This is a genomic window from Roseiarcus fermentans (assembly GCF_003315135.1).
Classification (GTDB): domain Bacteria; phylum Pseudomonadota; class Alphaproteobacteria; order Rhizobiales; family Beijerinckiaceae; genus Roseiarcus; species Roseiarcus fermentans.
The window spans coordinates 129,651-153,966 of the sequence record NZ_QNRK01000007.1; the positions used below are offsets into that span (position 1 = coordinate 129,651).

The 24,316-nt window shown below is 66.0% G+C and carries 27 protein-coding genes; 2 read left to right on the plus strand and 25 right to left on the minus strand.

Annotated elements, in window-relative coordinates; translation table 11 throughout:
- Positions 1-63 precede the first annotated feature (63 nt).
- The 10 genes from DFR50_RS08010 to DFR50_RS08055 form a co-directional block, all read right to left on the minus strand.
- On the minus strand, positions 64-477 hold the full coding sequence (locus tag DFR50_RS08010) for a hypothetical protein (RefSeq protein WP_113888674.1): 414 nt from the start codon (positions 475-477) through the stop codon (positions 64-66).
- Entirely contained in the window at positions 471-1,325 is an 855-nt protein-coding gene (locus DFR50_RS08015) for a hyaluronate lyase N-terminal domain-containing protein (protein ID WP_113888675.1), read from the minus strand. The genes DFR50_RS08010 and DFR50_RS08015 overlap by 7 nt, the downstream gene beginning before the upstream one ends.
- Positions 1,322-3,709, minus strand: a complete 2,388-nt coding sequence (locus tag DFR50_RS08020) for a phage tail protein (RefSeq protein WP_113888676.1) — start codon at positions 3,707-3,709, stop codon at positions 1,322-1,324. The genes DFR50_RS08015 and DFR50_RS08020 overlap by 4 nt, the downstream gene beginning before the upstream one ends.
- A 3-nt stretch (positions 3,710-3,712) precedes the next feature.
- Positions 3,713-4,201: a C40 family peptidase gene (locus tag DFR50_RS08025; protein ID WP_113888677.1), complete on the minus strand. Its 489-nt coding sequence runs from the start codon at positions 4,199-4,201 to the stop codon at positions 3,713-3,715.
- Between the two features lie 45 nt (positions 4,202-4,246).
- A complete protein-coding gene (locus DFR50_RS08030) occupies positions 4,247-5,116 on the minus strand; it encodes a DUF2163 domain-containing protein (protein WP_113888678.1) in 870 nt (289 codons plus the stop codon).
- Positions 5,113-5,730 carry a DUF2460 domain-containing protein gene (locus DFR50_RS08035; protein WP_113888679.1) on the minus strand — a complete coding sequence of 206 codons (618 nt, stop codon included), beginning with the start codon at positions 5,728-5,730 and terminating at the stop codon, positions 5,113-5,115. The genes DFR50_RS08030 and DFR50_RS08035 overlap by 4 nt, the downstream gene beginning before the upstream one ends.
- Positions 5,727-8,234, minus strand: coding sequence for a baseplate megatron protein TIM-barrel domain-containing protein (locus DFR50_RS08040; protein WP_113888680.1), 2,508 nt, complete (start codon positions 8,232-8,234; stop codon positions 5,727-5,729). Before DFR50_RS08040 ends, DFR50_RS08035 begins: the two co-directional genes overlap by 4 nt.
- A gap of 4 nt (positions 8,235-8,238) precedes the next feature.
- Positions 8,239-9,552, minus strand: a complete 1,314-nt coding sequence (locus DFR50_RS08045; protein WP_113888681.1) for a hypothetical protein — start codon at positions 9,550-9,552, stop codon at positions 8,239-8,241.
- 429 nt (positions 9,553-9,981) lie between these two features.
- Positions 9,982-10,356: a hypothetical protein gene (locus DFR50_RS08050; RefSeq protein ID WP_113888682.1), complete on the minus strand. Its 375-nt coding sequence runs from the start codon at positions 10,354-10,356 to the stop codon at positions 9,982-9,984.
- On the minus strand, positions 10,353-11,087 hold the full coding sequence (locus DFR50_RS08055; RefSeq protein WP_113888683.1) for a hypothetical protein: 735 nt from the start codon (positions 11,085-11,087) through the stop codon (positions 10,353-10,355). The genes DFR50_RS08050 and DFR50_RS08055 overlap by 4 nt, the downstream gene beginning before the upstream one ends.
- A gap of 939 nt (positions 11,088-12,026) precedes the next feature.
- On the opposite strand from DFR50_RS08055, the gene DFR50_RS33435 reads away from it, so the two are divergent.
- Entirely contained in the window at positions 12,027-12,119 is a 93-nt protein-coding gene (locus DFR50_RS33435; RefSeq protein ID WP_342634544.1) for a hypothetical protein, read from the plus strand.
- Between the two features lie 197 nt (positions 12,120-12,316).
- Complete coding sequence (locus tag DFR50_RS31250) at positions 12,317-13,318, plus strand: trypsin-like peptidase domain-containing protein (RefSeq protein ID WP_147262681.1); 1,002 nt, start codon at positions 12,317-12,319, stop codon at positions 13,316-13,318.
- A gap of 527 nt (positions 13,319-13,845) precedes the next feature.
- Here DFR50_RS31250 and DFR50_RS32480 read toward each other — a convergent pair.
- The 15 genes from DFR50_RS32480 to DFR50_RS31975 form a co-directional block, all read right to left on the minus strand.
- Positions 13,846-14,331 carry a hypothetical protein gene (locus DFR50_RS32480; protein ID WP_210208833.1) on the minus strand — a complete coding sequence of 162 codons (486 nt, stop codon included), beginning with the start codon at positions 14,329-14,331 and terminating at the stop codon, positions 13,846-13,848.
- Positions 14,332-14,383: 52 nt separating this feature from the next.
- On the minus strand, positions 14,384-14,668 hold the full coding sequence (locus tag DFR50_RS08070) for a hypothetical protein (RefSeq protein WP_147262682.1): 285 nt from the start codon (positions 14,666-14,668) through the stop codon (positions 14,384-14,386).
- A 136-nt stretch (positions 14,669-14,804) separates the two neighbouring features.
- Complete coding sequence (locus tag DFR50_RS08075) at positions 14,805-15,095, minus strand: hypothetical protein (protein WP_113888685.1); 291 nt, start codon at positions 15,093-15,095, stop codon at positions 14,805-14,807.
- 37 nt (positions 15,096-15,132) lie between these two features.
- Positions 15,133-15,405 (minus strand): hypothetical protein, encoded by a 273-nt coding sequence (locus tag DFR50_RS08080; protein WP_113888686.1) that lies wholly within the window; start codon positions 15,403-15,405, stop codon positions 15,133-15,135.
- Between the two features lie 110 nt (positions 15,406-15,515).
- Positions 15,516-15,938, minus strand: a complete 423-nt coding sequence (locus DFR50_RS31255; protein ID WP_147262683.1) for a hypothetical protein — start codon at positions 15,936-15,938, stop codon at positions 15,516-15,518.
- 190 nt (positions 15,939-16,128) lie between these two features.
- On the minus strand, positions 16,129-16,416 hold the full coding sequence (locus DFR50_RS08090; RefSeq protein WP_113888688.1) for a hypothetical protein: 288 nt from the start codon (positions 16,414-16,416) through the stop codon (positions 16,129-16,131).
- A 40-nt stretch (positions 16,417-16,456) separates the two neighbouring features.
- Positions 16,457-16,822, minus strand: coding sequence for a hypothetical protein (locus DFR50_RS31260; RefSeq protein ID WP_147262684.1), 366 nt, complete (start codon positions 16,820-16,822; stop codon positions 16,457-16,459).
- A 471-nt stretch (positions 16,823-17,293) separates the two neighbouring features.
- On the minus strand, positions 17,294-17,449 hold the full coding sequence (locus DFR50_RS31965; RefSeq protein ID WP_170153101.1) for a hypothetical protein: 156 nt from the start codon (positions 17,447-17,449) through the stop codon (positions 17,294-17,296).
- A gap of 14 nt (positions 17,450-17,463) precedes the next feature.
- The gene (locus DFR50_RS31970; RefSeq protein WP_170153102.1) at positions 17,464-17,898 is read right to left on the minus strand and encodes a hypothetical protein; all 435 of its coding nucleotides are present in this window, start codon (positions 17,896-17,898) and stop codon (positions 17,464-17,466) included.
- Complete coding sequence (locus tag DFR50_RS08100) at positions 17,895-18,383, minus strand: phage virion morphogenesis protein (RefSeq protein ID WP_113888689.1); 489 nt, start codon at positions 18,381-18,383, stop codon at positions 17,895-17,897. Before DFR50_RS08100 ends, DFR50_RS31970 begins: the two co-directional genes overlap by 4 nt.
- Positions 18,383-19,201, minus strand: coding sequence for a hypothetical protein (locus DFR50_RS08105; protein WP_113888690.1), 819 nt, complete (start codon positions 19,199-19,201; stop codon positions 18,383-18,385). Before DFR50_RS08105 ends, DFR50_RS08100 begins: the two co-directional genes overlap by 1 nt.
- A 141-nt stretch (positions 19,202-19,342) precedes the next feature.
- Positions 19,343-20,845, minus strand: a complete 1,503-nt coding sequence (locus DFR50_RS08110) for a hypothetical protein (protein ID WP_113888691.1) — start codon at positions 20,843-20,845, stop codon at positions 19,343-19,345.
- A gap of 938 nt (positions 20,846-21,783) precedes the next feature.
- The gene (locus DFR50_RS08115) at positions 21,784-22,914 is read right to left on the minus strand and encodes a hypothetical protein (protein ID WP_147262685.1); all 1,131 of its coding nucleotides are present in this window, start codon (positions 22,912-22,914) and stop codon (positions 21,784-21,786) included.
- Between the two features lie 9 nt (positions 22,915-22,923).
- On the minus strand, positions 22,924-23,898 hold the full coding sequence (locus tag DFR50_RS08120) for a hypothetical protein (protein WP_113888693.1): 975 nt from the start codon (positions 23,896-23,898) through the stop codon (positions 22,924-22,926).
- 74 nt (positions 23,899-23,972) lie between these two features.
- A partial coding sequence (locus DFR50_RS31975; protein WP_170153103.1) for a hypothetical protein occupies positions 23,973-24,316 on the minus strand: 344 nt, incomplete at its 5' end.

The following is a 24,316-nucleotide window of genomic DNA, read 5'->3' on the forward strand; positions in this document are numbered from 1 at the left end:
GGAGGTTTCGCGCCGCGCTCCGATCAGTCGACGTCGCCCATCGGCCCGGGCCCCCTCGCGGGGCTACTGGAAATATTCGACGTCGAGGACGCCCGACGGCGATACGACGCGGAAGTTTGCGAGCACCGCGCCCCCGGACAACGAGACGCACGAACCCGCCGGGAGCGGCTGGCCGATCGCGCTCGTCGGCGTCGTGACGCCGTCGGTGGTGTACATCGCGCCGGCCGAGGACGCGCAGATCGTCGCAAAGCGAGCGCCCCGCGGGATCGTGAGCGCCGTCACAGTCGCGGGCGTGAGATTGTACTGGCCCGGCGCAAGCGGCGTGTAGGCGTAGGGCAGGGGCATGACGCCGGCCACGATCGAGCCGTTTACGTCGCGATAGGTCTGGGCGCTCGCGCCGCAACCGCACGCAGACGCGCAAGCGATCGCGACGAAGGTCTTGCCGAGGATACTGCGGAACAGGTTTCGCCTTACCATGTTGACGGCCCCATCGAGAGATAGTGGATGGACAGGCGGACAGCGCCGCCGGTGAATGCGCCCGACGTGGCGGTCACGATGAGCGGGGTTGCGGAATAGTAGGGGTTCGGGCCGATCAATCCGAAATTGATCGAACCGGCTGCGACATTCAGGCCTGATCCGAACAGCCCCGCATTTCCCGAGACGCCGACCTGAAACGACGGGGCGCCGGTGACCGCCGTGACGGTCCTCGCGCCGACCGCCGTCACGATGCAATTGGCGGGGATCGGCGTCGGCGCGGTCGTCGACGCGCCGGACAGCGTGACGAGCGTCTCCAGGACGCCGCACTGAAAGCTGGCGCCAAAGGGGCCCTGTGCGATCGTCGTGAGCGAACCCGGCGCGAACTGGTCGACGATCGTCCACGCGTTCGCGCCGTTGCTCTCGATCGCGGCGCAACCGTACGGGCTCGCGATGACGAAGGACGCCGCGCCGTTGATCCTGTCCGATCCGTTTGCGTTCAGCGTCAGGGTGGCGCTGGACGAGCAGGCGCCGCTCTCGTCGACGACGAGGAGACGCGTCCCCGTCGGATAGGCGCTCGCCGCCGGCAGCGCGACGGCTCGGGCAGCCGTCAGCGCGACATAGGCGATCGTGCGGTCTGTCGCCGTCGCCGCGTAGGACGCGTCGGCGATCGACGTCCTCGTGTTGGCGACGACCTCGGAAAGCTTCGCGGCGGCGTAGCCGCCGGCGGTCGCTCCGTCCTGAAGAACCAGACGATTGTTGGTCGTGTCGACGACGACCTCCCCTTGCGCGCCGGTGAAGGCTGCGATCTGGGCCGCTGTTCCTCGTCGCAACTGCAATTGTTCGCTCATGGCGCGGTTCCCAGGTTGACGGATCCGGACGGCGCTCCGGTCAGCGCGCCGAAGTCGTCGCAGACGGCGGCCGCATCGGGGACTTGCCCGAGATCGGTTGCGATCCCGCTCGAAAGCTGGGCGGTGATCGGGTTGTCGGTTCCGGCGCCGGTCGGGGTGAAGGAATAGGCCACGCAGGTCGACAGGTCCTGCAGTCCGCCGCCGAAGGCGTTGAAGCTCTGAAACTTGAGATAGAGGGTCCGGCCGATCAGGTTCGCCGGCAGGTCGTATTTGACCACTGCCGCGTCGATGCGCGCGAACGAGGCGCCGGTCGTGTGCGCCGCGGCAATTGTCCCGCCCAGTCCGCGGGCGAGGCCAGTCAGATTGTAGGCGCTCGCGACCGTCAGCGTCGCGGACTCGTAGGCGAGGAGTTCGTTGTCGACGAGCGCCAGCGTCGCGCCCTGCTGCGCGGCGCTCTCGGAGGTGCCGGCGAGGGCTGCGCCGCTTTCGGCGAGGCTCACCGACAGCGTGCTGGCCGCATCCCAGCCGGAAACGGCGGGCAGCGCCGCCGTCAGCACGCCCTGCCGCACAGGGGCGGCGATCACCGCGACCTGCGAATAGGTGGCATTGTCGATGGACGCGTACACGTTCGCGCCGCCCCATTGCGGACTGGTCGGAGCGACCCCCGAGCCGGACGCGCCGATCCAGACTTGGGCTGCTCCTCCGGTCGCCTGAGGCGGCGGCTCGTAGATGAGCGGCGCATTCACCGCGACCGCCGGCATCGCCCAGTTGGGGACGGCGCCGCCCGCAGACGCGCTCGGGGTGAAGGCCGGCGTCGAGACGCCGCTCACGAATTCCTCGGCCGTGATCGCCAGACAGCCCTTGTCGTCCTCCTCTATCGAGACGATCCGGACGGGCGTATTCGACAGGCCGAGGTTCGTGTCGGTGATCGTGACGACGTCCATCGGATCGAGAAGGCAATATTCCCACGACAACTTGAAGGAGAATTTCGCCCGTACGTACAGTTCGCGTTGCAGGATGGTCTGCGCCACCAGCGGACCGATCCGCAATTCGTCGCAGATTTCATGGGCCTGGATGACTGACCCGACTCTCGCGCCGAACAGGTCGATCTGGCTTTGATCGCGCGCCTCGACCGGCGTCGCCGAATACTGGTTTCCTCGCGACAGGCATTCGATCCGCTGGACCGTCGGTAGGGAAAAGACGTCGGCGCGCTCGACCTGAACCGGGTCTTTGTTGCCCCTTTCGTCGATGAAATCGAGGTCGGTCAGCGCGTAGACGGGGGTGAGATTCGGCGTGTAGCCGGTAGGGGTTGTGTACGTGTACGTGATGACGACGGCCTTGCCCTCGTCGGCGGGCGCGAAGGCGTAGGTTCCCGGCGTCGGCATTCCGTACGTCCCGCCCGCCGCCGGCAAGGTCGCGCCGACGAAAACCAGCGGCGCGTTCGAGAACGCGTAGGCGACGCCGCCGTCGGAAACGAAGTCGGCGGCCGGGCAGACCGTGACTGTGGCGGGCAGCGTGACGCCGGACGATTGCGGAACCGGCGTCGGCACGGAGAACTGGTTCGAAAACGTCGTCTGGGTTCCGGCCGCGATCGCGGTGTCGCCGTAGGGAACGAACTTCAGCTCCCCGCCGCTCCAGACGGCGGCGCAGCTCAGAATCTGCAGCCAGCGCGACAGGATGCTCGATCCCTGCTCCTGGCTGGTGAGGGCCGGCGAGAAGGCGAAGCCCATGGCCTTGCAGTAGGTTTGCAGGGACGCGTCGCCGCCCGAGCCGAACAGCGTGGTCGCATTGATGCTGGCCGGGTTGAAACCGGCGCCGTATTGCGGGTTGGTGAGAAAGTCGTTGATGACCAGCGCGGGATCGGCGTCGGCGCCATTGATTCCGGTCCCGGCGAGAATGCCGACGATCTCGAAATTGTGGTTCGAGATCGCTGCCGCGGCGCCGAGGTCGTACGAGGCCGCGCAGACATAGGCCGTGCCCTGGTAGCCGAGCGCCTGGCCCGGATAGATCGCTGAAAGGTATGGCCACGTCGCCTGTGGCGTGGCGCCGTTGTAGAGACTGAGGCCGAGCATCGGCAGCGTGTAGATCGACTCGTCCTTCCAGATGATCCCGATGCCGTTGATCGGCCCTTCGCACAAGGCGAGGATGAGATCGGCGCTGTAGGTGTAGGACGTCGTGCCGCCGCCGCCGAACATGCCGCCCTTGCCGCCGCCGCCCTTGCCGCCGCCGCTCCCCGCGTGCGCCTGGAAGTTCTGGTACCAGACGAGGTTGGCGGCGATCTTGGTCTGGCCCCAGACGATCGGGATCGGCAGCGTCGAGACCGAGGTCTGAAGCTGAAGCCCGGTGTAGTCGGGCTTGGCGTTCTTCGAGCGAAGCCAACTCATCGGTCATGATCCCCAGTAGCTTGCGAACTTCGCCCGGCCCAGCCGCTCGGCGAGTTCGGCGTTGCGCGCGACCTCTTCCTCGACGACGAAGCGCGCCGGCGCGAAGGCGTGCACGATCGTCAGCGGATTGCGCGCCGTGACGATGCCGCCGTGGGCGAAGCAGCGTCCGAAGCGGAACAGGATGACGTCGCCGGCGTCGGGCGCCTGAACCTCATGGGCGCGCGCCAGCAGAAAGCCGAGATAGCGTTCGTCGTCCCGGTGCAGCATCCAGTCGCGGGTGTAGGGCCGCGGGTCGAACGGCTCGACGAGCCGCAAGTCGCAGAACACGCGAACGAGGATCATGGCGCAGTCAACGCCCGCGCCCTTGACGTCGGCGGCGTGGTGGTAGGGCGTGCCGATCCACGCTCGCGCCGCCGCGACGACGGCGGCGCGCTGGACTGGCTCGGCAGTCGGCAGTCGGCGGTCGGCAGTCGTGAGGGCAGGATTCGTCATGAGCCTTGTTTCCCGATTGCCGAAGCCCGACTGCCGACTGCCGCCTCAGTACGCCAGCTGCGGCGGCGGCACGTACGGGAAGCCGCGGAAGCGCGCGAGGTTCGAGAACCGCGCGCCGCAGGTGTTCTGGGTATGGTCGCAGCCTGCGTAGACGGTGAACGCGTCGCCCGCGGCCGGCGCGAAGGGAAGCGGATAGATCAGGGTCAGGGCCGATCCGACGGCGACGCTCTTCACCGTGGCGCGCACGTTGGCGTTGGCGCCCGACGAGAACACGATCGCCCCTTGCGCGTGGCCCGCGGCCGCGCCCGGGAAGGCGATTGCGCTCGCTGTCGATCCGGCGCCGGCCGTCCCGTTGGCCGCATAGGCGCCGCGCGGCACGCCGCAGCCCGCGTCGTAGAGCGTGTGCACGCAGGTCGGCGAGAAGAGGTTGCGCGGCATGTCGTAGTCGAGGACGACGAGGTCGCTGGCGATCGTCAGCGTCGCCTGGGTGCGGCCGACCTGATCGACCGTCGAGACGCGCCCCTTGAACAGGGTTACAGCCCCGACGACCGAACCGCCGGGCGCGGTCAGGAACGCCCGGTCGCGCTGAACCGAGGCGCCGTCGAAGGCGCCGTCGCGCAGCGCGACGAGCAGCGGCGCGCCGTTGACGAGGTCGGTCGGTCGCGCCGCGACCGTGATCTGCTGCTTGTCGACCTCGAGGCCGACGGAGGCCTTGTACTTCAGCCCCTGCACCAGCGGTCCGCTCGCGAGGAACGTCGCGCCGTTGTAGACGATCGCGACGTCGACGTCGGTCCACCTGTAGGCCGTCCCGGTCGACAGCGTGAAGGTGAAGCAGTCGGCGAAGGCGAGCGTCGAGTCGGGCGCCGCCCGAGCGGCGTTGATGAGCGCGAGGAGCGCAGTCGAAGCGGTTTTCATGACGTGCGCACCGAACGGAATTTGAGGGAGTCGACCCGCCACAGGTTCTGCATGAACTGCTCGAACTCGACCGAGTCGTCCTCGAACCGGCACGAAAAGGCGTAGGAGAACGACGCGCCGATGAGCGCCCCGCTGGCCGGGGCGGCCGAGAAGACGAGGCCGTTCGGCGCGGTCAGCGACCAGCCGGCGCTCTGCGCCACGCCCGCCACCGTCACCTGCGCGACGCTCGTCACCCAGCCGACCGGCTCGAGGAACCCGCCGAGGCTGCGCGCGAAGGTGAAGGCCGTCGTCGCGCCGTCGCCGGTCGCGAAGGTCTGGTTGGCGACCGTGTTGTCGGACGGGTCGGAATAGAGGAAAGTCCCGTACTGGCCCTGGCATTGCAGGTAGAGACCCATCAGCGCCTGCAACGATTGCGCCCCGACGCCGGGATAGCTCGTCGCATCCGAGCCGAGCCCGTCGAAGGTCAGCTCGAACTGCCAGATCGGATCTTGGTAAAGGGCGTCGCGCACCTCGCGGCCCGAAACGTGCGCGGCGACGATGGTCGAGAAGACGGGCTTCTTGCGGACGCTCCAGCCCTGGCCGGGAAGCGTCGGGAAAAGCGGCGGCGCGCTCACGGCCGCACCGCGGTCAGGCGCACCGCGCCGAGCTTGAACAGCATCGTCATGAACTCCTCGAAATCGAGCCCGTCGTCGGCGAAGCGGCAGAGCCACAGCGCGGTGAAATCCGCGGCGATCGTCGCGCCCGCCGGCGGCGCCGAGGCCATGACGATCGACGCCGGATACAGATTGGACAGCGTCCAGCCGCTCGACGGCAGCGCCGCTCCGTCGACGTACACGGCGCCGACGCTGGCGGCGCCTGCGACCGACGCGATCGTCGGCCCGATCGTCAGCACGAGCGGGAACGCCGTCGTCGCGCCGTCGCCCGCCCCGAGGATCTGGCCGGCGACGACGGACAGTCCCGGCGGCGCGAACCAGAAGGGCGTCGCCGCGCCGTTCATCGCCGCGAAGAACCCGGCGATCCGCTGCATCTCCTGTGTCGCTGCGTCCGAGCGGAGGAGATCGAAGTTCAGCTCGAAGCCGATCAGCGGCGCGGCGTAGCGCGGCCTGCGGCTCGACCGGCCAGCGACCCGATCGGCGATGTCGGTATCGAACCGCGGCCTCGCGCTCAGCGTCGCGCGCAGGGCGTCGAGCGACGGAAAGGTCGCGAAACTTCCGATCCCCGGCGGCGGGGAGGGCGGCGGCGGCGGCAGCGTCACGCGGCCGGTGATCCAGTCGCCCGTCTGCCAGTTGCCGGCGTCGGCCCACTGGCCGGACAGGATCGGAAACACCGGGAACGGCCGCGCGTCCCAGTTCCACACGCAGCAGAGCGCGAACTGGACGAGCGGAACGCCGCCCGGCGACGTCTCGTTATGGCCGTCGCTGGTCCAGTACTCGTACATCGCCTGGAGCGCGAGGCTGGCGATGGTGTCGTCGCGCAGCGGGGCGTAGCCGCCGCCCGGAACCGGCCGCCAGATCGACCAGTACGGCGTCGCGCTCTCGCTCGACTTGGCGTCGAAGAACACGTTCGGCTGGTTGGTTCCCTTGTCCGTCGCCGGATAGCCGTATTCGATGAAGGCGAGCGGCTTCGATTGCGGCGCCCATTGCGTCGCGGCGCCGCGCGGGATCCAGCCCTGGCCGTCGCCGGCGTCGTAGATCGCCCGGTGCGGGGACTTCCACCACCAGCGGAACTGCTTGTTGGCGAGCAGCTCCTGGTTGGGCGCGTAGGCCGAGCGAACCTGCGCCAGACGGTCGCCCTGGGCCAGGGACACGGTGAGGTCGGAGCCGTTGGGGTCGAGGCCCGGTCCGGCGTTGACGCTGTCGCCGTACCACCAGTGGTATTTCTCGCCGCCTTCGATGTTGCCCTTGAGATAGGGGAGCGCGTACGGCGTCGGCGGACCGGACAGTCCGAGGCCGCTCATGATCGTGGGCGACGGCGGCCAGGCGCCCGAGGGGCGAGGAGCCAGCCAGCTCCTGGCGTCGAGGCCGCCGTCGCCGGTCGTCCAGTCCGACAGCGGGAGGTAATTGTCGAGACCGACGACATCGATGTTCGTGTCCGCCCAGAGCGCGTCGAGATGGGGCCATTGCCCGTTCGCGCCGGGGTGCTGAATCCCCATCCAGTCCGACCAGTCGGCCGAATAGGAGACGAGGTTGGCAAGAGCCGCCGCGTTCTTCGTCAGCCCCTGGCCGTCGAAGATCGTGCGCACGTCGGCCGCCAGCGCCTGAAGCCCGGCGACGAAGGGGTAGTCCCAGACGGCGCAGCCGTTCGCGTCCGTGGTTCCGGCCGGGGTCCAGGCGGGGCCGCGGATCGTCTCGAGCCCGCGCAGTTCCGAGCCGATCAGGAACAGATTCACGCCGCCGGCGATCACGCACAGGTTGGCGTAGTGCAGGATCATCCGGCGATAGGTCCAGTCGCTGAGGCCGCCGGCATAGGCGACGGTCAGGTTGACGGGGTCGCGGACGAAGTCCGACGGGGCCGCCGATCCGAGGAAGGCGGCGACGGCCGCGGTGGCGGCGCTGGACAGGTCGGGCGAACAGCTGATCCGGCCGCGCCACGGATAGCCGGCCGCGGTTCCGAGCAGAAACGGATAGAACACGACCTTGAAGCCGCGCGCCTTCAGGTCGCGGATGCAACGGACGATCGACGGGTCGGACGGCGTGCCGCCGTAGACATAGGAACCGTCGGCCGTCGTCGGAATCGGGATGAGGCCGGGAAAATTCTGCTCGGTGAGGCCCGAAACCATCCAGTGCGACGCGACGGGCGACCCGCCGACGATTTCCCACGCCTCGCCGAGCAAATAGGTCGTCGAGGGATAGACGTTGCAGGTCGCCGCGTTTTCCGAGTTGAAGAACCAGGCGCAGACGACTGAAACCGTCTGACACTCCGGATGCGCGGCCTGCAACTGGTCGATTGCGTAGGAATAGTCGGTCTTCGAGCCGCCCGGCGCATAGTAGGTGTTGACCGAGGCTGCGTTGTCGAGCTGGCCGTTCGTGAAGTTATGCCGCGCCGCGGTGTACGGGACCGTGTCGTAGGTCCATTCGCCGGTCGCCGGCAGGAGATGCACGCCGCCGATGAAGCCCATCGCCTCAGCCTCCCAGACGCTTGAGGCCGAGGCGGGCGCCGTGGCGGACCGCCTCGTCCACCGCCTTCAGCATGGTCGAGCTGTTGGCCCGCATCCATTGCGAGACGGAGCCCGAGTCGAGCGCCGACACGTGGAGGTTGGTCGTCGGGTGGATGTGCACGGCCCCGCCGCTCGCGCCTCCGGCGCCCGCGTCGCCGCCGAGCATCGAGCGGAAGGCGCCCGCCTCCGCCGCCGGCATGATCAGCTCGTTGTGGTGGACGAGGGTCAGCATGTCCTGCGGCACCTGCCACATGCCGATGTCGGCGGAAGCGACCGAGCCCGCCATGCTGGCGACGCTGGCTTGCGCGGCGGCGGCCGGCGCCGCCGCCGCCGGGCCCATCAGCGGCGCCAGGAACCCGAACACGCCGGCGAAGGATTCGGCGGCGGACGACAGGATCGAGCGGACCATCGCCGCGCCTTGCGCGGCCATCGACGCGGCCGCGCCCGCTTGCTCGGCGCCCGTCCGCGCCGCGACCCCGGTGGTCGTCGCGGCCGTCTTCATCGTCTCGCCGATCAGGTGATGCGCGACGGTCTGCTCGGTGTATTCGATGAACTTGATCAGCAGGTCCTCGAGGACGGACTTGAAGGCGGTATGCCAGGACTCGGTTCCCGAGAGGAGGCCGTGGAGCTGCCCGTTGAACGCGCCTTCGATGGTATTGGCGAACGTCTGGTATTCCTGCTGTTGCGCCTGCAGAGCGGACCGGGTCAGCGTGGTCGTCTCGTCGTCGCGCCGGCGCGTCGCCTCGATGACCATGTCGTCGAGGCGTTGCCGGGCGGCGAGCGACTGGTCGCCGAGCGCCTCGCGCTGCTTCAGCGCGTCGAGCTCGAGCGCGTAAGCTTCCTGGACCGCCTGCGTCGACAGCGCGAGTTTCTGGCTCTGGGTGATGGCGTAGGCGCGCGCTTCCTCTGCGTAGAGCGCGAGCTTCTGCTTCAGCCCGTCCTCGATCAGCCGCAGTTCCTCGGTCGCGGCGAGCTGCGCGGCGCGGGTCGCGTCGGCATAGGCCGCGTCGTCGCCGGACTTCAGGGCCGCCGCGGCGCGCGCCCGATCGGCGGCGAGCGACTGTTCGAGCGACTGGGTCGCGGCGAGCGCGTCGCGATAGGGCTGGAATCGTCCGGCGCTGAAGGCCTGCGCGGAAGCGTTGGCGAGCGATGCGAGCTGTCCGTTGATCTCGCCGAACGGCGCCGAAAAACTCTGCAGCGCATCCTTCGCCTGGCCGACCCCGGCGACGAAGTCGGCGATCGACGCGCTGAAGCTGACGGAGACGTTGGCGTCGGGCATGGCGAATCTCCCAGCCTGCTGACTTGCGGCATGTATCCTTCTCCCCTTGCGGGAGAAGGCGGCGCCGTAGGGCGTCGGAAGACGCCGGTCTTTCGACGGTCTACGGCGCCGGATGAGGGGTCCGCGCCGCATCGTGCGCCGAGCGCGAGGCGCCTTGTCGGCGCCCGACCCTCACCCAACCCCTCTGTCGCAAGAGGAGAGGGGCGCCTCACAGCGCCCCGGCGGGAAAGGCCGCCTTCAGCTCGGCGACCGTCGGCTGGCTCGCCGCCGGCGTCTCGCCCGGAGGGCGATACTTGAGCGCCGCCGCGACCAGCCAGTGGGTCGGCGGATGGCGGCGCCATTCGGCCTGGAGGGCGAGGAAGCGGGGAACGGTGAGTTCGTCGAGCGCGCGCTCCCAGCTCCAGCCGAGATTGGCGACGACGCCCGCGATCAGGGCGTCGTAATCGACTTTCCCATCTCGGGCGACGCCTCCGCCGTCGCGTTCGTCGCCGCGCGCAGGCCGGCGGCCCTGGCGACCGAGGGGAAGGCCTGGATCAGGTCGCCGACCGAGAACGGCAGGTCGAGGAAGTCGGCGAACGTCACGGCCGGATCGACCTGCGCGACCGCGCGCCAGGTCGCCTCGGCGAGGCGCTCGAGGTCGGCCTCGGCGAGCCGCGCCACGGCGTCGCTCGCCATCGCCGGGCCGCCGGCCGCGACATAGACGTCGTAGAGCGCCGGCTGGATCGCCTTGATCGCCCGGAACGGCAGGTGCGGCAGCGCCCAGCTCTTGCCGCCGAGCGCGATGGGGAAGGTCTCGTCGCTCACGCCGCGTCTCCGAAGTTGAACTGGCAGACCTGGCCGGCCGCATTGGCGAAGCACTGAAAGTCGAGCTCGGGGACGAGGAAGTCCTCGACCTTGGTGCCGAACGACAGCTTTTCGGCGACGCAATTGTAGAGCAGCACCGAGAACTGCTTGCCGGTGCCGGGGTCGGAGGCGAACAGGTTGGCCGAGAAGGCGATCGACGGGCCGACCAGGGAATTGGCGACCGAGAACGACTCGCCGGTCGCCGAACTCGTGTAGGTGTAGGAAATCAGCACGACGTTTGCCGAATCCGCGGCCGCGAAGGTGTAGGTTCCGGTGGCGGCGTTGACGGCGTACTGCCCGAGGCTCGGCGCGGAGGCCACCAGTTTCAGCGGCAGTGCGGTCGCGGCGTAGGTGACGCCGAGATCCGCGACGAAATGCGCGGCGTTGGCGGTGACGTAGGAGGTCGGGGTGGTCGCGCCCGCCGCCTCGCCGAACTGCGTCAGGGTCTGGCCCGCGGCCGGCGTGACGCCGAAGAACAGCGAGCCGAGCGCCTGGCCGGAGATCCGCGCCATCTTGGCCTTGCCGGTCATCTTCTTGGTTCCGGCGCCGATCGCGACCGGAAAATTGTACTGCCCGTACAACGCCTTGGTGGTGGTCTGGACGTTGAGGGTCACTTCCTGGGCGAGGCCGAAATTGATCGGCGCTCCGCCCGCCGGCGTGCCGATCAGCACGCCCGAGCCGAATACGAACATGGGGGATCTCCATTTGGGGAAGGGCGCCAGGAGCGGCGAGGTCGTCGGGATGACGGCGGCTTCCCGGGAGCCGGTACGCCCGGATTCTAAAACGCTTCAATGCGGTTGATCCGCGTGACTTGTATCTTTACGCGTGTTAGCCTGCTTCCGGGAAACCCATGGAAGGGCCTGATATGAAGTCTTTACGGTTAATCGCTTTGATTGGGGCTATCGCCGCGGGGCCTTTCTCCTGCTACGCGGCCGAGTATACGGTAAGCGGATGGCCTTCCGGAATTTCGGACATTCCCTGCGATGCGTGGAAACATGAGGCAAACGGAAGCTGGTCACTCATTGAAACGGTTCATGTTGGCAACGCAACTATGTCAGATTTGAACTTTAACGGTGGCGCAGAAGTAAAAATGGTAGAAAAAAAATGCGGAACTAAGTAGCCGGCATAATCAGGATTGCTGATGCGCGGTTCGAATTTCGGAAGTTGCAGTTTGAAATGGTTACCTTGCCGTCATAAGCCAATCTTATGGAGCAGTGATTCTTGGCGTGGGTTGGGGCCGCCTGAACGGAAAACGGCAGAGTTGCGAACGCGGCTACAATCAGAGTCTTGATCTGCATTTCATTCTCCTAGAAGAAGTGTAATTTGCAAACGGTCTTTTTTTGACGGCGACGCGTCGAATCAAGTTTGGTTTCGATCATCGCGGCGGCGACTTGATCTCGAGCGCGGGCCGGCCAACCGAAGCTCCCGCTTCAGCGCGCCAGGATCGCCGCGCCGGCCGCCGTGACGAACTGATGTGAACCGGGGCGAAATATGGCTCGTGTCGCTCGATCCGGTTTCAGGACGCGAACAGAGCGGCGGCCGGCCCGAGCAGGCGCGCGCCGCCTCGGCTTCGCGCGGCCGATCGCCGGCATACGCACGATCGGCGTCAGCCGCTGGATCAACCGCGAACGCTGGATCTCGCCGCCCGCGGCGGACGCAAGATCGACACGCTGCCGGAAGACACCATGGACGAGGTTCTGACGAGGCTGGCGCCGCTTGCGTGAACCGTAAGATGCGGAAGCTGCGGGCTACGAAATTGTCTGGCGGATCGCCTGTGTCGCCAGCTGACGATCGTGGTTTTGAAGGGGAGTAAGCATGATGCATTCTTACCCTTCAGCAAGTCGTCGCGGAAAAGCAATTGGTAACACCCGTTGCGACTCATATCCCGACGTGCTAGGTGTGTAGTGTTGGAGGGTAGGACATGTACGACCGCAGATCATTCATCGCGACAGCAGCTGCCTCGGTGCTGCTCCCTTCATTTCCTGCAAGGTCGTATGCCGACAACTCAGCGGTCACAAAACTTCCGCCGAAGTTAACGATTAGCCAGCAACTATTGTATACGACTGTTCGCCTATACAATGGAGCAAACAACTCAGAGCAGTTTGGAACCGGATTTTTTTTCGAATTCCTGAAAGGAAGCGAAGGAGGGGTTCCGGCAATTGTAACTAACCGCCATGTTGCTGAGCAACTGGCCGTTTGTCAATTTGATCTTCACCAAAGCGCAGGAGATAATGAGCCGGCTTTGATTTCAACTATTCATATAGCTCTTGACGACTTTGCACGAAAGTGGGTTCCTCATCCCACTGAGGACTTAGCGATAATCCCGTTGGGGCCAACGCTTAATGAATTGAGAGAAAATGGCCGCTCTCCATTTTTTGTATTACTTGATCATAATATTATTCCTACCGAGGCTCAACTGAATCAGCTAAATCCGCTGGAGGCCGTTACAACGGTCGGCTTTCCTGGAAATTTTTACGATAAGAAGCATAATATTCCCCTATTTCACAGTGGAAACACTGCAAGTGCGCCGTACTTGTATTTCGAGGCCCAGTCGAAGGACCACGACGGTTCTTCACGCAAGAATAGTAAGGTGTTCCTAGTCGATTTCACAACATGGCCTGGCTCAAGTGGTTCGCCGGTATTCATTTACGATCGAAACGGATATGGGGACAGAAATGGAAATTCCTACCTTGGAAGTTCGCGCCTTCTCTTCGTGGGCGTGGTTTTCGGTGTAGCGTATCAGCAGTTGGAAGGCGATATCGAAATTCAAAATGCCCCCACTACAATAACCGGGAAAGAGCAGCTAAATGTGCCTACCAACGTGGGTGCATGTCTGCTTGCTTCCCAAATACTAGACTTTGATCAAGTTTTGATTGATCAAGGGCTGGTTCCGCCTGAGGGCTATAAACCGGCGGACCGCTAGTGGTCCAAAGTTCCGTCTGGCCGTTCGTCATCGGAAGAACCTCTAAGCCCGACGACCTGGAGTTTGCTAGAGGAACAGAAAAAAGTCCGCTGTTCTCCGCAATGGCCAAAGAGTTCATGCTAACAGAGAACAGGACCGCAGCACCTATGCTTAGTCGAAAACTCGTCGAACCGAAACGAATTTCACGATTCTCTCTTGGGGGCATGTGAGCCTCCGCCAATGCCTGAGCGACGGGTAAAGGGTCTATCGCGCTGAAACCGGGAAAGTACTTGCTGAATGGGATGCTAGAGACAATTGGCATCTTGCAGCCTCTTTAACAGAGACCCCTTGAGCATTTCTGGATAGCGGACCGACGGGGATGAACGGATCTCATCTCCTTCTGCTATGCCCCCTCAAGGCGCATTTTGAAAGCTATCAAATGATCTCACGGCGCGACCAGCCGCACGCTAACCACCGCCAGTCCGTTGCCGTTGATGTGGCCCGGGTCATGCACCAAGCCGCTGTCCTTCAGACGAAGTTGTACGCGGTTATCCTGTCAACGAGACGATCGCGCCGTCGAGCTTGGTGATCGACATGGCGATGCCCCCGGCGCCGACAACGCTCCAGAGATTGCGGCCGTCCTCGACCCGGATCGGTTCCTGCGCCGCCAGGACGTCGGCGCCGCGACGCTCGGCGACCACCGCCCGGAAAAGGACGAGCGCCGTCTGTGCGGAAACGAGCGCATCGTTGGCCAGCATGGTGGCGACCACCGACTCGTCGCGGGGAGGGCGGCGCATCGGCCACGGCGTGTCCTCGTCGAGCGCCCTGAGCACGGCCTCCATCCCCAGTTCGACGGCCTCGTCGCCCTCGAACACGCAGACGTCGATCGTGTCGTCCTCGTCGACGCGGATTTCGACCCTACGCCCGACCAGCGTGACAAGCAGCGTCACGTCACTCGGGGACAGCCGCCTGACGTCGAAATAGGCCCCGCGCGACTCGAGGAGCTTCATCACCGCGAAAAGATTGGACGTCACTGCGCTCACCCTCGTGATCGAAGACACGGGATCATACGCGGCCGACGCGCGCTCAGCCGAAGAAGGAAACGATCGCGCCGTCGAGCTTCGCAATCGACATCTGGATCGGGGCCGGATCGCCAGGGACGGCGTTCGGCCGCATCTCGATAGCGCCCCGAACGACCCAGACTTCCGATCCGTCTTCCACCGTCAGCGGTTCCTGTGCGCGAGCGCGTTCTTCGCCCAGAACATCGGTGATCACCATTCGGCATAGGGCGAGCGCCGTTGCGCGCGACACCAAATGCTGTCCGATTGCTGCTCGAATGTGCATCGAGCCGTCGCGTTTGACTGAGCTCATCAGCTCACCGAATTAAAACTATTCTCTTGACTTGGCGGGCATCGCAGCGTCACTTGCGCATGAAAAGGAGCATGGCCAAAATAGTAACGAATCGTCTCTCCATGCCTCAGCTCCCGAGTACGCTTCCGCCCCATCCTCAATCGAAGTAAGACACGATGGCGCCGTCGAACTTGGCGATCGCCATTTCGATCGGGCTCGGGTCGCCGGGAACGGCGTCGGGCTTCATCACGACGGATCCTCGAATTTTCCAGACGTCGGACCCGTCCTCGACGACGAGCGGCTCCTGCGCCGTGCACTCGGCCGGCCCGCGAATATCCGCGACGACCATGCGACAGATCGCCAGCGCCGTATCGCGTGAGATCAACTGCTGCCCCAGCCCCTGTCGCACGACCATCGACCCGTCGCGCTTGTACGCGTCTATGGCCATTTTCTCCTCCATGGCTGCAGTCGCCACGGGGCGCGATTCAAAACGTCAGAGAGACAATCGCAGCGTCGAGCTTCGAAACAGAGACTTCGATCGGCCCACGCGCGTATTGCTGGGAAGCCCGGCTGCCGGTGACTTTCCAGACGCTGCCGCCGTCTTCGACTTTCAACGGCGACTGGGCGACGAGCTCGTCGGAGCCGTAGTAATCTTCGATCACCATCTTGACGAGAGCGAGCGCGGTAGTCGAGGACACGAGCTGCGTCCCGGCGGCTGTGAATACGATCATCGAAACATCGCGTTCCGGCTTTTCCATCGAGGACCTCACGCTGCTTGTCGGCCTCCTGTCCCAAGCACAATTTACACCGTGCCGCTGGAATGAGAGGAAATCAAGTGGCGCGCTTGGCTCACGAGTCCGTCGTCCGCTCATAACGCGGGGGGCGAGCGCACCAGAAGGCCCTGGACGACCGAGTCCACTCCCGACACGAGCACAAAGCTTTCGATGCCGCCGATCTTGCAAACGATCGCATATCCGTCGCTTGCGCGCGAAGGCGAAATCCGTTGATCAGTTCCGAATCGAAGCGCCTTCACGTTTGCATCCCGGACGGCGTCGTCCGGAAACATCAAGGCGATCTCCCGAATCGGCTGCTCGAAGAGCGCTCCGCCAACCACAATATTTTGGGCAGGGAGACGGGCGCCGGTCATCGCACAGGCGAGTTTGCCGGCGCCCACGACACTTGCCTCACCGATGTCGATCCCTAGAGTCGGCGCGAGCCACGACCAGTCCAATGGGCGGGGTTGCTGTATAGATCGGGCCATTGCGGTCAGTAAGACGCCCAAGTCGATCATTGCAGCACTCACCTGTTCAGTAATTTAGAAGAGGATAGGGATTATCCGGCCGACAACTCTTCCATTCGACGCATAATTACTTATAGACAAAGTCCATGATAGTGAATGTTTTCGATTATCAGTACGGACCGGCAGATCGCAAGACCTGAGTCTGCTAGATCCTCGCACGAAATGTTGACCGTTGGCGTACTTAGTCAAAGTAAGACAAAATCGTCCCGTCGAATTTTGTGATCAACATCTTAGCCGGACTGGGATCGCCGGGGACAGCGTCTGGCTTCAGCACGACGGATCCCTGGATCCGCCAAGCGTCGCCGGCATCGTCGACGACAAAAGGCTCCTGAGCCTTCGCTTCGGCAGCGCCGCGAATGTCCGTCACGACCATGCGACAGATCGCGAGCGCCGTGTCGCGCGAGATCAGTTGCTGGCCCAGCGCCTTGCGCACAAACATCGAACCGTCGTTCTTGGAAAGCCCGGTCATTATGCTCGACCCCTCCCATTTGCCTCTGGCAGGACGCCTGTCACTTTCGCATATACTGCCACAACGGGTAGGTTGTCATCGGTTCTCCGGGCCCCTGCGTATAGAGTACGACGACAGGAATTGCCGGCAAGGCGACATTGCGAGTGAACGCCAGCGCTGAGATTCTCGCGTCATTCGACGCGACAAGCTCGCCGAGTTCGATGTGAGGATAGACGATTTGTTGCGCGGGCGTAAATTTCGGGTCCGTCCCGGTCTTGACTTCAATAGCATAGACGCTCCCCGTAGGAGTTCGAACCATCAGCTCGACGGTGGCAGTGACCGCGACCGGTCCTTGTAACGTTAGCGGGACTTCTTTAAGAACAGAATTCCCGGCCTTCGCGAGCACTTCGGCGAACTGATCCCTCACAATGTCGTGGAATCTGCCCTGATAGGCCGCATCGACGATCGGCAGCTCCCGGGACGTCGCGTCCGTTCTGACCTCATGCCCGCGTGTGTCTGACGCGTCCGCAACCTGAACGCCGATTGGCTTTTTCGTCGTCGCGCCGGTCGCCTCTCCAGAATCCTCGCGCGCCCATGGCCGCCGTCGGGATTCCCGGGGAGAATACGCGGCTGGTCGGGTTGTAGCTTCTCAGCGCATCCGGAGTCGGCTCGAGGCCGAGCGCCTCGACGACGACCATCGGCGCCACGCCCGCCTCGATCAGCGCGTCGGCGACGAACAGTCGCCGGGCGTCCTCCTGCGGCCGCGCGAGCTTGGCCAGGCCGCTCAGCGCGAGATGGGTCAGCGCCAGCTGCGTCTCGCCGGCGCGCCACGTTTCGACCGCGCGCCGAACATGCCTCAGCGCGGACGCCGGGGCGGGGCGCCCGTGCGCGGCAGCGATCAGCGCGCCGAGCCGCGCCTCGTCGACCGCGCCCCGACCTTCGCCAGCCGCGTCCGGGCGCCGAAGACGAGCGAATCTCCGTCGAACGTCAGTTCGCGCGCGATCGGCCGAGCCGCCGCCGCCCGCCAGGCCTTGTTCACGTCATCCAGCCGCATCGCCCATCCCTCCGTCACGGCGCGACCAGCCGCACGCTCACCACCGCCAGCCCGTCGCCGTCGAGGTCGCCGGGATCGCGCACCGGGACGGCGACGATCTTGCAGTCGTGCACCGCGCCGCCGAGCGTCTGGCGGCCGAGGGCGGCGTCGACGCCGGCGGGCGCGAGCGCCGCGTCGAGGGCGTCGAGGGCGGCGTTGAGGGCGGTCGCGCCCGGCGTCCCGGGATCGCGCGCGTCGAAGTAGAGGAAGAACTTGGCTTCGAATGTGCGCTTCGGCGTCGCGGGCGAAGGCCATTGATAGCTCTCGGGCCCGCTCTCGAGCTGGAACAGCGCGGGCCGCAGGGACGCGGGGACTTCGCTCCAGAGTTTCATCCGCCGCGAGGCGAGCCCCCAGGGGTAGGCGGCCGAGACGGCGGCGAAGAGAGCGGAGAAGGCGGCTTCGCGGCTCATGCGCGCTCCAAGAGTTCGGCGGCGGCGTCGGCGAGCGCGGCGACGATGTCGCCGCTCATCTCGTCGAGCGTCGCGCGCAAGTAGGACCGTTCCGGAATGACCGAGCCCGGATGCTCGACCTTGCGTGCGAACCGCAGCGCGCCGCCGACGACGAAGGCGAGCGCCTGCGCCTTCGCCGGCAGGATCTCGTGGGCGGCGGTCTTGCCGCCGTATTCCTGGATCGCCGCATATTTGACGTCGCCGGTCGAGGCGACGCTCGCCGCGACGCCGTCGCCGTCGGTCGAGACCTCGGCCGCGATCGAGTCGCGCAGCGCCCCGGAGCGCACGTTCAGCACGCCGCCCGAGAGCTTGTCCGTCCGGACGCGGTCGGCGAGCGCCGCGGCGAGTTCGACGGCTTTCGCCGCGAGCGCCGCGCGCAGCGCCGCGGGGCAGCCGTCGAGCCGCGCCGCGGCCTCGTCGAGGCCGTCGAGTTCGAGGGCGAACATCAGACCGCGACCCGCTTGTAGGGCTGCAGCATCGCGAGCACGGCGGCGGACACGGCGCTGGTGTCGTAGGCGATGGTCTCCTGTCCGCCGAGCGCCTTCGATCTCAAGCCGATGCGCTCGGCGGCGCGAAACCGCTCCGCCGCGAGCTCGGTCGCCGCCTGGGCGAGGTCCTGCGGCACGTAGCCGTAGCCGATCGTCACCGCCTGGCCGGCGTCGACGGCGGAGAAGCCGTAGACGCCGCCACTGACCGTGTATTGCCCGGCGCCGGGCGCCGCCGCGACGGGGCTCAAGGGGGCGCCGGTCGCGGCATAGCTGACGCCGAGATCGCTCGCCCACGGCCCGTAGGGCGCGAGCGCCGCGAGCGTGACCGGCGCTGCGGCCGGAATCGTCTGCGTTTCGCCCTGCACGGCGTAGCCGGCGCGATAGCTGACGACGAGGCTCTGCCGCCCGGGGCGGAACGACCCGAACAGGTCGAGCGCCTGCGGCCGTCCGGGCGGCGCGCCGTCGCCGGGCTGCAGCACGTAGCCCATCGACCCCTCCGGGTCGGGATTGGCGTCGGGCGGGATGACGACGCCGCGCCACAGCGCCGAGCTGACCTGCAGCACCGGCCATTGCCTGAGATAGACGCGGCGCGTCTCGAGATCGATCGCCTCGGTATAGCCCTGCGGCAGGAGTCCCGGGCGGCCGAGCGCGGCGTGGATGGCGCGGCTCGCGGCGGTGACGAGCGCCGCCAGCGTCGCGTCGTTCGGCCCCGCCGTCGCCGGCAGCCCGAGCCAGGCTTTTGCGGCGGCGAGTGTGGTCAGGTCGGTGGGCGACATGGGGGGCCTCGTTGTGCAGGCGGTGGCCCTCATCCGGCGCTTCGCGCCGCCTTCCCCCTCAGGGGGAAGGGATCAGCGGACGCTGAAGGCGGCAGGGTGAGGGAAGCGCGCCGGACGAGACGCCCGGCGCCGGCGATCGGCTCAGCCGTTGCCGATGTTGGTGAGGATGCCGACGCCGAACGGCGCGTAGACGGCGAGCGTCTCCTCGGCGTAGACGCCGAACTCGCGCCGCCGGGTGCGCAGCGGCCAGTCGACCCGGTAGTAGTCGCGCCGGGTCAGCACCTCGGCCACGTTCGGCGTCTGGTTCGACTGGTACCAGACCGGCAGGCGCTCGCAGACCGCGAGAATCGTGCCCGGCGGCAGGTCGGGATGGACCTTGACCGGAATGTCGAAGCCGCCGTCGACGCTGAACGGGTTGTAGTACCAGCGCACCACGCCCGAGGCCGACACGCCGTAGGGTCCGCCGTCGCCGCCGTCGGCGCTGACGTTGTAGCGGATCAGCGGCCCGGAGGCGCTGGTCAGACACTTGTTGGTGATGTTGCGCTGCTCCTGCGCGTTGACGTAGAGCACCGTCGGCGACAGCCGGTAGGCGTTCCACATCGCCACCAGCATCGCGTCGATCTCGACCACCGAGCCGCGGCCCGAGGCGGTGAGGAACGAGCCGGTCCCCGCGGTTCCGGCCGGAAGCGACTGGACATAGGCGCCGTTCACGGGATTGAAGCCGACCGTCAGCAGGCCGTCGAAGGCGAGCGTCGCGTTGCGCGAGTTGTCGGCCGCGATCACGGTCGCGGCCTGCTGTCCCGACGCCAGCGGCGCGGCGAAGGTGGCGCTGTTGATGGTGCTGATCGCCTGCAGCGTCTCGGCGCCGGCGGCGCCGACGTACCAGGCGTAGGCGACGGCGCCGGGAACGACCGCGACCGTGGCGTTCAGCGCCTGGCCGAGCGTCACCGCCTGGGTGGCGTTGGCGCTGCGCATCGAGGAGCCGCCGTTCAGGGTATAGGTATTGCCGTCGTTGCCGGTGATCGCCTTCTGGGTGGCGACGCCGCCGGCGAGGGTCGAGTTCTTCCAGCCCTCGAAGCTCAGCGCGACGACGATCACCGACCAGGTGGCGGCGGGCAGGGTCGCGCTCGTGCCCGATACGCTGAGCGCCGGGGCCGACGGCGTTCCGAGCGCGAGCGAGGCGTTGCCGCCGAGCAGCGCCGTCTCCTCCTTGCGCATCGTCTTCTGCAACAGGCGCAACGTCGCGGTGGCGTTGAGGTCCTCGAACCCTTCCGCGGCGGCCTCGGCTTCGAAGGTCACCGTGTCTTCCTCGCCGAGCGTCAGGTAGGGGGCGACCTGCGACTGCGCTGAATAGGACATGCTCGCGGTGCGCTGCCCTTCCGGAACCCAGCCCATCGCGTCGTAGCCCGAGCCCAGGATCGAGGTGATGGTGCGCCAGCGCGCGGCGTCGCCCGGGTTGATGCGGCCGACGCGCGGCAGCGCGTTCCTGAGCGGGGTGACGATCGGGTAGAGGTTCTTGGCCGGCGCCTGGAGGTCGTAGGCGGTGAGGCCGGTGGCGAGGGTGACGGTCTTGGCGAGCGTGTTGTCCGCCAGCGCCGCCTTGGTGAGGCGCAGGGTTTCTTCGGTCGTTTGCAGGAGACTCATCTGGGTTTTCCTCGGGGTGAGAGGGGCGGGCGCGCGCCGGCGCCCGCGGTCGCCGACGGTCGATCAGGGCGCGCAGTCGGGTGGGGCCGAAGCCGTCCTGCGAGCGCGGCCGGCAAAGGCAATTCTTTCGTCAGGGATGACGGCGGCGACGCGCGATCGGGGCGCTCGCCTCCCGGCGCGCCCACTCGGCGTCGGCCCGGAGGGTCAGCGCCTGCTCACGAGGCGGGTTCACTGCGGGCGTTCAAGGGCGTCAGGGCGATTATGGCGTCCGGTTGCGAATCCCGAGGCGGTTGTTCGCGAGGAGCCGGACAGCGCGCGCTCCGGGAAGGGCGGCGTCCCGCCGCCCGGGCGCCCGACAGGCGCCCTCCCGTTCAGCGGCGCGACCGCTCTTGCGGCCGGCTCGGCAGTGACTTTCCGGTGTGACAGCCCGGGCGCGCGCCGAAGAACGCCGTCAGTTCGCTCACAATGAGCGAGGGACCGAAGGGGGGCAGGTCACGTGAGAAAGTTGGGTTTCGATCGTTCGGTCACCGTCAGGGCTTGTCGATATCCGGCCATTCGCTCTTGGCAGCGCGGTTGGCGAGCGCGCGGCGGGGGTCAAGGATGCACCGGCAAAGCCGGCGCGCGCGAAGCGTGCGTCCTTGACGTCCGCCTCGTCGTCTCGCCGATCATGAACAGCAAGAGCGATGAGCGCGTCGGACACTGTCCGACAGAGCCAGTCCAAGTTTCTACACTTTCCTCCCGAAGCAGCGCGCTCTGGCAGTTCTCCTCATCCGCCGGTTTCGAAGGACGCTTCATTGCTTCGCCGCGCCGTCAGACAATTCTGTCGCCGCGGGCGGATGCTCCTTGTCAGGGGAATCGCTCATTGCTCCTCGCTCCCGGCAACATCGCGAATCGACAATCGATATTCGCCCCTCCGATGCCTGCAGGCGCGCCGCGGCTCACTGTCCGGGCTGTTTGGAGTTCGCCTGCACCGCGGCTTCGGCGTCGCCGAGCAGCTCCTCGATGAACGTGTCGAGCGTCAGCCGGGTCTGGTCGATCATGTCGACGATTCTTGCGCCGTACTTCACCAGCACGCGCCTCGTCTCGGACGGATCGCGACCGAGCTTGGCGGCGAGGTATGCGATATAGGCCGCACGGGCGTAGCCGCCGATGCGAAACCAGCGCATCGGCTCCTCGTCGCGTTCGAGAAACTCCAGCAGCTTGGCGGTGGTGGTGATGTCGCCGACATAGGGCGCGAGTTTGCCCTGGACGGCCTCTTGCACCTTTCGGGCGAGTTCGTCGGGCGAAAACAGCGTCGTATCGACCGAACTTTGAATCCCCCACTCGGCGATGGCGCCGAGCGAAAAATGCATGGCGCAAAACCAGGGCGGAAAGCGATAACCAGTCGAGCGCAGCGTCCGCGTGACGAGTGCGGGCTGGTATTGTTCCCGACGCGAGCTGACGAATTGCTCGGTCTCCCGGTTACGTAGCCCCGCATCGCCGCGCAGGTAGACGTTCGGCGTTCCATACGTGTCGAACGACAGAACGTGTTCGACGTCGTCGGTGCTCCGCTCCGCCCGGTACGCCAACTTGGCCACGCGGCGATAGCCGACCTTCGCCAAGGCGTCGGCCAGGAGCGGGTCGAGTTTGACCCGCTTTTCTTTCCCCTCGCCGACATCGATATTCGAATCCTCAGGCGCCGCTTCCTTGGGCTCGGCGGGCCCCGCGGCCCCGAATGTGGCTTCGAATATCCGTCTCGCCCGCGCCCGCTCGGCGTCCGAGACGGTCCCCGGAACGACCATCAAGGGCCCGACGATTTGATGGCGCGTCTGATCGGGCGACGCCTCCGCGGCTCGGTCGGCCTGCGGACTGCGGCCACCATCGCCAGATTGTGACGGAGCCTTCATGCATCGATCTCCTGCCGCAAGCGCTTGATCAAGGGCGTGGGTGAGGCGTGATGAGAGCTGCGAGACAAATACATCCGGCTGGTTCGCGTTCGGGAGTCGGGTCAATTCCGTTCTCGCCGCCTTGCTCGTCAGACTAGCCCTGAGGCCGGATCCGTGTCCGGATATTGTGAGGGCGGGCTTCATGGCGGTCGTTCACCCGGTCGCAAGCGCCACGTCCGCATCCCTGAGAACGCGGTCGACAAATTCCTCCGCGGAAGGCTCGCTGGTGTCGGGCGGCGACTTGAATTTCGCCACATACGGAATGAGGGTCGAGCGCAACTCGTCAGCGTCGCGACCGAGCTTGCGCCCCAGGTAGGCGACCATCGCGACGCGGGGGGTGTCGCCCCATTTGGGCCAGCGAAAGGGTTCCTCGTCGCGAACGCCAAGCTCGAACATGGAGCCGACGTCCTTGACTGACGATAATTTCTCCACGGCGAAAGTGCGTATGGAGTCCTCAATCTGACGAGCGAGGCTCGATGCTGAGAATTCAGTGATATCAAGGCTAAAGCGGAGGCCCCACGACGCGATCCGGCCCAATTCGAACGACATGTGTTTCTGCCAGATCGGCTGGCGCGCATAGATGTCACGGTAGGCGGCCGGCAGGAAGTTCAACCTCGCTTGATCAGCAAACAAGTCGGCAGGCGTGTGACCCAGGCTGATGCTTGCGCTCAGGTACTGATTCGGTCTTCCCCACGCGTTGAAGCTCACGAAATGCTCCACGGCAGGCGAACTCCATGCGGCGCGAAATCCAATTTCGTTGTGATCTTCATCGGCGTTGCGGCCAGCGGGAACATAGCCGAGGTGTTGGAGGGTTTCCGTCAAGAAGTGAACGAGATCAATCGATTGCTTGCTGTCGGCGGTCCAAACCGGAATGGTCTTGCTCGGCTTGGTCGGCGGCGCCTCTTTCGGTAGCGATTTGCGGAACCGCTCGTAGTCGCCGAACTCGCTTTCCAGGAGGGCTTTCGCTTGCGCTTTGTCGGCGTCCGAAACGACCCCGGGCGCACGAACGATGTGAACCATGAAATGGCGGCCAGCGGTCGACGCCGAAGAGCTGGAAGCGCGGTTCGCCGCGCCGTCAGACAATTCTGTCACCGCGGGTCGATGCTCCTTGTCCTCAGGACCGCTCATTGTTCCTCGCGCCCGAGAATATCACGAATCTACAATGCATATATGCCCCTCCGATGCCCGCTTGTGGCCGCGGCTCATTGTCCGGGCTGTTTGGAGTTCGCCTGCACCGCGGCTTCGGCGTCGCCGAGCAGCTCGTCGATGAACGTGTCGAGCGTCAGCCGGGTCTGGTCGATCATGCCGACGATTCTTGCGCCGTACTTCACCAGCACGCGCCTCGTCTCGGAAGGATCACGACCGAGCTTGGCGGCGAGGTATGCGATATAGGCCGCACGGGCGTATCCGCCGATGCGAAACCAGCGCATCGGCTCCTCGTCGCGTTCGAGAAACTCCAGCAGCTTGGCGGTGGTGGTGATGTCGCCGACATAGGGCGCGAGTTTGCCCTGGACGGCCTCTTGCACCTTTCGGGCGAGTTCGTCGC